The organism is Halococcus thailandensis JCM 13552 (assembly GCF_000336715.1).
In the GTDB taxonomy this organism is placed as follows: Archaea; Halobacteriota; Halobacteria; order Halobacteriales; family Halococcaceae; genus Halococcus; species Halococcus thailandensis.
Genome location: NZ_AOMF01000147.1, coordinates 1 through 8,233 on the forward strand (window position 1 = coordinate 1; position 8,233 = coordinate 8,233).

The following is an 8,233-nucleotide window of genomic DNA, read 5'->3' on the forward strand; positions in this document are numbered from 1 at the left end:
CTCCCTCGCGCCATCAGAGATGTGTATAAGAGACAGCCTTGGGGCTCAAGGTGCCCGCGACCCTGATGCACACCCACTCGATAAACGTCTCCCTGAACGGGGAAGCAACCGCCGACGAGGTCCGGGAGCTGCTCGACTCGCAGTCACGGACGTTCGTCATCCCCGAACACCTCGATATCGACGGTGCAGGCAAACTGAAGGAGTTCGCGCTCGACGCCGGCCGCCCGCGCGGCGATCTCTGGGAGAACTGCATCTGGGGCGAGTCGATCTCGGTCGAGGGCGACGATCTCTACCTGTTCCAGGCGATCCACCAGGAATCCGACGTCGTCCCCGAGAACGTCGACGCCATCCGCGCGGTGAGCGAGACGGCCGACGCCGACGAAAGCATCGAGACGACGAACGACGCCCTCGACATGGGTCTCTGAGGCCGCGCGAACACGAATCACGCACTGGCCGAAACGCAGGTGTTGGTCGATCATCCCGACGACGATCGGTCGCAATCGTTCCCCTGACGCGAACCCTTTTGTTCCGTCCGCACCAACCAGTGGTCATGCAACCGGGCGACCGTGACGACAGCGATCCCTTCGACGACATCTTCGACGAAATCGAGCGGATGATGAACGGCATGATGAACGGCAACGTCGACATCCGGACCGAGGGGATGGGCACCGACGCCCACATCGATATCCAGGAAGACGGCGAACTCGTGCGCGTGATCGCCGACATGCCGGGTGTCGCCAAGGACGCCATCGATCTCACCTGCGACGGTCGCCACGTCACCATCGACGCCGCGAGCAACCGCCGCGAGTTCGACGAACGCGTCTCGCTGCCGGTCCGCGTCGACGAGCAGTCCGCGAACGCCTCCTACAACAACGGCGTCCTCGAAGTCGTCTTCGAGCGCGCCGACACCTCCGCCGATATCGACCTCTAGCACGTACCTTTTTACTGCGTCGGGTGGCCTCCCTGCGGTCGGCCACCACTCCTTGCAAAAATCTACGCTAAAAACCTCCCGCTCGCTCACTACGTTCGCTCGCGGTGAACCGCGCTCGTTACACTCGCGCGGACAGGACCACTCTCCGCAACCGCCCCCGCACAGCACCGCCGAAGCCCTCGCTCCTTTCAGTCGCTCGCCCTTCATCCGCCAGGACAACACCGCTACCGCCACCGCACCGCGGCCGCCACAGCCGGCCGCACCGCAGTCACACCTGTGCTTCGATCAGGGCCGCGAGGTCGTCGTAGAACCCGGGTTCGTACTTCGTCTCGTCGTCGATCGTCGGGCGCGCATTGGTCTCGGAAACCACTACACGATCGTCGGTGACGAGTAGATCGACGCCGAGCCACGGGATGTCGAGCAGTCGTGCAGTGCGCTCGGCGAGATCCCGAAGATCATCGGGAAGATCCACGCCCGTGGCCTCGGCCCCCCGGTGGACGTTGTGCTTCCAGTCGCCCGCGGCGCGGGCCGCGTCGGGCAGTCGGCGCTCGACCGCGCCCGCGTAGCGTCCGTCGATACACATCGCGCGGTAATCGGTCGCGTCCTCGATATACTCCTGGACCAGAAACGAACGATCGCCGGTCGCCGGATTCCGGTGAATGAGCCCGAGATAGTCCGCCACGCCGAGAAACGAATCGCGATCGGTGATCTTCACCACGCCCGTCCCCCGCGTCGTCGAGTTCGGTTTCACGACGATCGGCGGATCGAATCGGGAGAACAGCTCCACGAGCGCGGCCTCGTCGACGGGGTTCGAGATCAGCGTCGTCCGCGGGACGGGGAGTCCCACGCGCGCGAGGCGGGCGATCACTCCGGCCTTGTTTCGCGAGGTCAAGATCGCGTCGCGGTCGTTGACCCACGGTACGTCGAGCAGCGCGTCGGCGACGCCACCCTCCATGAGGCGCGACGGATGGACGAAGCCGACGTCGAAGCCCGCCCACTCGTCGTCTTGCTCAGTAAGTTGGACGGTTCGCTCCTCGGTTGCGACGTGGCGGACCTCGATGCCGCGCTCGGCGAGCGGGTCGGCCATCCGCTCGAAGGTCTCCTTCCGTGTGGCGACGGCGAGAGTGAGCATGGGTCGTCGAAAAACGGTCGCAGAAACCCTAGCTGACGAGCAGTTCGGCACCGCGCTCGACGGTGACGTCACAGGGCGAGCCGAGCTTGTTGTACGCACGCCGGAGCGCCTCTTTGGCCACGTCGGCCTGGTCGACGTCACACCAGATGGTGAAGATGCGCTCGTTGGCATCGACGCGAGCAGCGGTGCCCACGGGTTTGCCGAACGCCTGGCGCATCCCGTCCGAAACGCGGTCCGCGCCCGCGCCGGTCGCCTGCTTGTTCTCCCGAAGCACGTGATGGGGGAACTTCCGGAGGATCATCTTGTAGTTGCCCTCGCCGAGGTTCTTCAGGAGATAGCGGTTCGCCGACAGGCGCGAGGATTCGAGCGCGCCGTGACGGAGCTGGATCTCCTCCTCGACCGATAGACTGATCTGGACCGGGAACTCCTCGGGGTCGGCACGGACGTCGCCCATCTTGTGCTGGGCGATCTTCGACCCGGGAATGCCGGTGATGTACTCCTTGCGGGTGTATGCGGGTTTGGATATCTCCCGATACATCGAGGCGGGTTTGTCGGCCATGGGAATCGGAGGCCGAGGGTGCGAATAAACCCTTCGAAGCCACCGTAACCGGCGCGAAACACCCGCGACGGGGCTTTATTCGTCGAGGCACTACCCGCTACGTGAACCAACTCGTCGATGGGGAGTGGCGGACCGACGTCTACGAAACGACGAACGACGACGGCGAATTCGACAGAGAGGAGACCAGTTTCAGGAACTGGGTGGAAGCCGATCCCGACGCGGAGTTCCCGGCCGAGGCGGGGCGCTACCACCTCTACGTCTCCTATGCCTGTCCGTGGGCACACCGGACGCTCGTGACGCGCGCGCTCCGTGGCCTCGAGGACGTCGTTTCGGTCGACGTCGTCGATCCCTACCGCGCCGAGGACGGCTGGCAGTTCACGCCCACGCGTGAGGGCGCGACGACCGACTCGCAGAACGGGTTCGACTATCTCCGGGAGACCTACGTCGCGGCCGATCCCGATTTCACGGGACGGGTGACCGTGCCCGTGCTCTGGGACAAAGAAAAGGAGACTATCGTCAACAACGAATCCGAAGAGATCATGCGGATGCTCGACACGGCCTTCGCGGAGTTCGGCAACGACGTGACGCTCTATCCCGAAGGCCATCGGGAGGCGATCGACGAGACCATCGACGCCATCTACGATCCCATCAACAACGGCGTCTATCGGGCCGGCTTCGCCGACACGCAGGAAGCCTACGAGAACGCCGTCGGTGATCTCTTCGACGCGCTCGACCACTGGGAAGGAGTGCTCGCCGACCAGCGCTATCTCTGTGGCGACGTCCTCACCGAAGCCGACGTGGCCATGTTCACGACGCTCGTCAGGTTCGACGACGTCTATCATACCCATTTCAAATGTAACGTCCGGAAGATCGCCGAGTATCCCAACCTCTGGAACTACCTGAAGGAACTCTACCAGCTCCCCGGTGTGGCCGACACGGTGTGGATGGACCACATCACGGAACACTACTACGAGACCCACACCGACGTCAACCCGAAAGGGATCGTCGCCGTCGGTCCCGATCACGATTTCGACGCCGAGCACGACCGTGATCGGCTGGCCGGCGGACCGCCAGCCGATCTGTTTGCTGCTATTTAGATATATCTGAATACTGCTGTATATAACAACCATCTTGTACCTGAAGGCTGGGGTCGTTACTGGTAGACGGCCAAGTTGCACCCTGTTATTCTTCGAGTGCGACTCGCTCGATGGCGATACCGTCGAACGCTTGATCGCTCGACAGAATCGCGTCGCCCGCAAGCGCCGCGTGAAACGCATCGAACGTGTTTAGGCCATCGTCGATGTACTCCGAGGCCTGAAAGACGATGTCCGTGTCGACGGTCGTCTCGGCCAATTCGAGAATCGCAAGGGTGGCCTGTTCGCGGTCGAAACCGTAGCGCTCCTCGATGAGAAACAGTTCCACGAAGGTCACGAGCGAGACTTCGAGGTCACCGTCGTGCGTTTCGAGGTACTGTTCGGCGCGTTCGGCCAGCCAGTCGTCGTCCTTCAGCAGGGCGACCCAGAAATCGACGTCAGCGTACATTCTCACCCGCCTGCTCCTGTGCCTCGTCGAGACCCTCCGCACGCAGTTCGTCCATCGACGCCTGTTTGAGTGCCTCGCTCGCCGCCCCGCGGAGCGCGGCCACGGGGTCGTCCGGCCGCGGCAGGAGTTTGATCCCGTCACGGAGTTCGACCAGTCGATAGCGCTCGCCGAACCGTTCGCGGAGCTCCTTCGGGATGGTGATGCGCCCGCGTTCATCGGTCGCCACCTCACTCGTTCCCATACAGAGACAAGAAGTGGGAGGCGTATGAATATATCCCCGCTTAGCCGTGCTGGCCAGTTCACCTGAGCAGCGATCGGATCAAAGAATCGCCCGGATTTGAATCGAAGGAAGACGGTCCTGATCGTTCGCGTCGCTCACGGGCTCGAAGTATGCCGCCTCCCGGATTTGAACCGGGGACAGCTCGATCTTCAGTCGAGTGCTCTCCCAGTCTGAGCTAAGGCGGCTCACTCCGATCGATGGCGACCGGGGGAAAAAGCATTTCGAAAGGCGGCTCAGTGGACGAACAGATCCGCCACGTCGAACTCGGTCCCGCAGTCGGTGCAGACGTAGCCGAGTCCGTCCTGGGTCTGCACGTGACCGCCGCATTCGGGACACGTCGAGCCGGATATCATCACCGTGAGTTCGCCACGGCGGGCAAAGCCACTTTCGCTCGGCGAACGTCGCCCGACCGGTTTTTGCGCTCCAGCGACAACCGACGCCATGACGACTGGACAGACGATGGCGGTGCTCCTCGGACTCGTGATGGCGATGTTCACCGCGGGGTTCGTGATCGTCATCCTTCTCAGTTGATCGACGAAATCACCGAATCCGAATGGGCTCGGGCGGAGTCGAACCACGTGAACGGCACTCGCTTCGCTCGTTCGTTCTCTCCTTCGAATCGACCCTCGATACAGAATTCACTGCTCGCTATCGCTCGCAGGAATTGAGTGGGCTCGGGCGGAGTCGAACCACCGATCTCGGCCTTGTAAAGGCCGCGTCATAACCAACTAGACCACGAGCCCTCATCGGGGAAAACTGCCGCACGTCGAATAACCCTTTCTCTCCGTCGGAACGTTTAGGCCTCCGCTCGTCAATCCCCATCCGTGAACCGTGGGCGCGTTCTCAACGTCCTGTTCGCGCTGGCCGTCGTCGCGCTGGCCCTGACGACGGCCGTCGCCACCGGCGTCGTGCCGCCGCCAGCGACGCTGTTCGACACCGGCGAGTACGATCACGCCGAGATCACGATCACGAACAACTGCTCGCAGGAGTTGGGGACGGTCGACGTCCTGTCTCTTATACACATCTNGTTCGGGCATGCTCTTTCCCTACGACGAATCGGGCGACCACACCTACGTGATGCGCGGGATGGACTTCCCGCTCGGCATCGTGTTCGTCGGGGCGGACGGTCGCATCAACGCCATCGAGAGCGCGCCCGCACCCGGACCGAACCAGGACGGCAACGACATCCAGCGCACCGGCACGGGGAAATACGTCCTCGAAGTGCCTCGCGGCTGGATGGAGAGTCACGAAATCGGCGTCGGCCATCGCGTGACGATCGATCGTTCGTGAATCGGCGGCGATACCCGAGTTCGGGGGTATGGAAGTGTTTCACAGGCCCGAGAAGCCTTTTAGGTGCGTATCCGCTTTATCCGTTCAATGAGTCTTTCTTCCGACGATGAGGATCCCTTCGAGGATCAACGGGAAGGGACCGACAACGCCATGCGACGGCTGTTCGCCGAGTACGGTCGCAAGAACGCTTTCTCCTTTCTAGTAGGAACGTTGACAAGTGTGGTCGCGCGGATGCTCGATCTGCTGCCGCCGCTGCTGCTCGGGATCGCCATCGACGCCGTGCTCAATCAGAACCAGCCGTTCGGGCTGGGGCCGGTGCCACAGGCGTGGCTGCCGACCGCCCGCACCCAGCAGTTCTGGCTCATCGCCGGCATCATCGCCTTCGCCTTCTTCGGCGGCGCGATCTTCCATTACGGGCGCAACTGGGGCTGGAACTCCTTCTCGCAGAACATCCAGCATCAGATCCGGACGGACACCTACGACAAGATGCAGCGGCTGAACATGGATTTCTTCGCCGACAAACAGACCGGCGAGATGATGTCCGTGCTCTCGAACGACGTGAATCGGCTGGAACAGTTCTTGAATGGCGGGATGAACTCGGTGTTCCGGCTCGCGGCGATGGTGCTCGGGATCGCGACCGTCATGTTCCTCACGAACTGGCAGCTCGCGCTCATCGCGCTCTCGCCGATCCCGCTGATCGGGGGGTTCACCTACTACTTCGTGAAGAAGATCCAGCCCAAGTACGCCGCCGTCCGCTCGTCGGTCGGCGAGATGAACTCCCGCCTCGAAAACAACCTCGGCGGGATCCAGGTGATCAAATCCACCAACACCGAGGGCTACGAATCCGACCGCGTCGATGACGTCTCGCAGTCGTACTACGATGCCCAGTGGGGAGCGATCAAGGTTCGTATCAAGTTCTTCCCCACGCTGCGGGTCATCTCGGGGATCGGCTTCGTCGCGACGTTTATCGTCGGCGGTATCTGGGTGTTCCAGGGGCCACCGGGGCCGTTCACGAGCAACCTCTCGGTCGGACTGTTCACCACGTTCATCCTCTACACGCAGCGGTTCATCTGGCCGATGGCACAGTTCGGCCAGATCATCAACATGTATCAGCGCGCCCGTGCCTCCGCCGAACGCATCTTCGGATTGATGGACGAACCGAGCCGGCTCGCACAGGATCCCGACGCCGAGGAGCTCACCGTTTCGGAGGGACGCGTCGAGTACGACGACGTGAACTTCGGCTACGACGAGGACGAGCGCACGGTCAAGGACGTCTCCTTCGACGTGGCTGGCGGCGAGACGATCGCGCTCGTCGGCCCCACGGGAGCGGGGAAGTCCACGGTGCTGAAACTCCTCCTCCGGATGTACGACGTCGACGACGGTGAGATCCGGATCGATGGCCAGAACATCGGCGACGTGACGCTGTCGAGCCTGCGCCGGTCGATCGGCTACGTGAGTCAGGACTCCTATCTGTTCTACGGCACGGTGAAGGAGAACATCGCCTACGGGAGTTTCGACGCCTCCGACGAGGAGATCGTCGACGCCGCGAAGGCGGCCGAGGCCCACGAGTTCATCGAGAACCTCCCAGAGGGCTACGAGACGATGGCCGGCGAGCGCGGCGTCAAGCTCTCGGGCGGCCAGCGCCAGCGCATCACCATCGCACGAGCGATCCTCAAGGACCCCGCGATCCTCGTGCTCGACGAGGCGACCTCCGACGTCGACACCGAGACGGAGATGCTCATCCAGCGCAGCCTCGATCGGCTGACCGAGGATCGCACCACCTTCTCGATCGCCCACCGACTCTCGACGATCAAGGACGCCGACGGGATCGTCGTCCTGGAGGATGGCCAGGTGAAAGAACACGGCACCCACGAGGAACTGCTCGAACTGGGCGAGCTGTACGCGAACCTCTGGGCCGTCCAGGCCGGCGAGATCGACGAACTTCCCGAGGAGTTCGTCGAGCGCGCGACCCAGAGACAGGCCCAGACGGAAGCCGGAACGGGCGACTAAAGCGATTCCTCGTCGTCGCCGTCGGTCGCGGTCGAGGGGCCGCGATCGGAGTAGTTCTCGCGACCGATCGCGTCGTCGCCGACCAGGTTCAGGATCATCGTTTCGAGTTCGGCGGGATCCTGGTAGGTCTGCTCGTCGTCCTGCAGCGGCGCGAGCAGTTCGTCGAGACGCGTCTCGCCGTCGGGCAGTCCGATCTCGGCGTCGCCGTGTTCGTCGACGAGCGTCTCGTGATCGAGCGGGTAGTCGAACGATTCCATGCGGTCGCCGAACTCACCGAACTCGACGCCATGCTGTCGCGTGTCGTCTTCGTCAGTCATGCATCATATCTGCACGGAGCACCGTCAAATCAGTTCTGCCTGCTTAAGCCGCTGGCTCCGTTCGTCAGGATATGCAGCTCACCGAGGCGACGTGGACCGACGCCGACGGGCTCGAGACGGATATCGCCCTTCTCCCCGTCGGCAGTACCTGTCTCTTATACACATCTCTGAT

9 protein-coding genes, 2 tRNA genes and 1 pseudogene are annotated in these 8,233 nt (G+C 62.9%); 5 read left to right on the plus strand and 7 right to left on the minus strand.

Annotated features, from left to right (window positions below):
- Positions 1-38: 38 nt before the first annotated feature.
- Together C451_RS08285 and C451_RS08290 are read left to right on the plus strand one after the other, a co-directional pair.
- Positions 39-425 (plus strand): annotated as a pseudogene (locus C451_RS08285) (glyceraldehyde-3-phosphate dehydrogenase); the annotation flags it as partial.
- Positions 426-550: 125 nt separating this feature from the next.
- Complete coding sequence (locus tag C451_RS08290; protein ID WP_007739636.1) at positions 551-931, plus strand: Hsp20/alpha crystallin family protein; 381 nt, start codon at positions 551-553, stop codon at positions 929-931.
- Between the two features lie 268 nt (positions 932-1,199).
- Here the strand turns inward: C451_RS08290 and C451_RS08295 are convergent, their stop codons facing one another.
- Together C451_RS08295 and C451_RS08300 are read right to left on the minus strand one after the other, a co-directional pair.
- Entirely contained in the window at positions 1,200-2,063 is an 864-nt protein-coding gene (locus C451_RS08295) for an ATP-grasp domain-containing protein (RefSeq protein WP_007739637.1), read from the minus strand.
- Between the two features lie 28 nt (positions 2,064-2,091).
- Positions 2,092-2,622 (minus strand): 50S ribosomal protein L16, encoded by a 531-nt coding sequence (locus C451_RS08300; protein ID WP_007739638.1) that lies wholly within the window; start codon positions 2,620-2,622, stop codon positions 2,092-2,094.
- A gap of 101 nt (positions 2,623-2,723) precedes the next feature.
- Here C451_RS08300 and C451_RS08305 point away from each other — a divergent pair, with 101 nt between their 5' ends.
- Positions 2,724-3,719, plus strand: coding sequence for a glutathione S-transferase family protein (locus tag C451_RS08305; protein WP_007739639.1), 996 nt, complete (start codon positions 2,724-2,726; stop codon positions 3,717-3,719).
- Positions 3,720-3,804: 85 nt separating this feature from the next.
- Here C451_RS08305 and C451_RS08310 read toward each other — a convergent pair whose 3' ends face one another.
- The 4 genes from C451_RS08310 to C451_RS08330 form a co-directional block, all read right to left on the minus strand.
- Positions 3,805-4,164, minus strand: a complete 360-nt coding sequence (locus tag C451_RS08310) for a type II toxin-antitoxin system VapC family toxin (protein WP_007739640.1) — start codon at positions 4,162-4,164, stop codon at positions 3,805-3,807.
- Positions 4,154-4,405, minus strand: a complete 252-nt coding sequence (locus C451_RS08315; RefSeq protein WP_007739641.1) for an AbrB/MazE/SpoVT family DNA-binding domain-containing protein — start codon at positions 4,403-4,405, stop codon at positions 4,154-4,156. The genes C451_RS08310 and C451_RS08315 overlap by 11 nt, the downstream gene beginning before the upstream one ends.
- A 150-nt stretch (positions 4,406-4,555) precedes the next feature.
- Positions 4,556-4,629: transfer RNA gene (locus C451_RS08320), tRNA-Phe, on the minus strand.
- 484 nt (positions 4,630-5,113) lie between these two features.
- Positions 5,114-5,187 (minus strand) — tRNA-Val (locus C451_RS08330).
- Between the two features lie 292 nt (positions 5,188-5,479).
- Between C451_RS08330 and C451_RS23760 the strand changes: the two genes are divergently transcribed.
- Together C451_RS23760 and C451_RS08340 are read left to right on the plus strand one after the other, a co-directional pair.
- Positions 5,480-5,734 (plus strand): DUF192 domain-containing protein, encoded by a 255-nt coding sequence (locus tag C451_RS23760; RefSeq protein ID WP_007739645.1) that lies wholly within the window; start codon positions 5,480-5,482, stop codon positions 5,732-5,734.
- A gap of 87 nt (positions 5,735-5,821) precedes the next feature.
- Positions 5,822-7,744, plus strand: coding sequence for an ABC transporter ATP-binding protein (locus C451_RS08340; RefSeq protein ID WP_007739647.1), 1,923 nt, complete (start codon positions 5,822-5,824; stop codon positions 7,742-7,744).
- Here C451_RS08340 and C451_RS08345 read toward each other — a convergent pair.
- A complete protein-coding gene (locus C451_RS08345; RefSeq protein WP_007739651.1) occupies positions 7,741-8,061 on the minus strand; it encodes a DUF5789 family protein in 321 nt (106 codons plus the stop codon). The two genes, C451_RS08340 and C451_RS08345, sit on opposite strands and share 4 nt — an antisense overlap.
- Between the last annotated feature and the right edge of the window lie 172 nt (positions 8,062-8,233).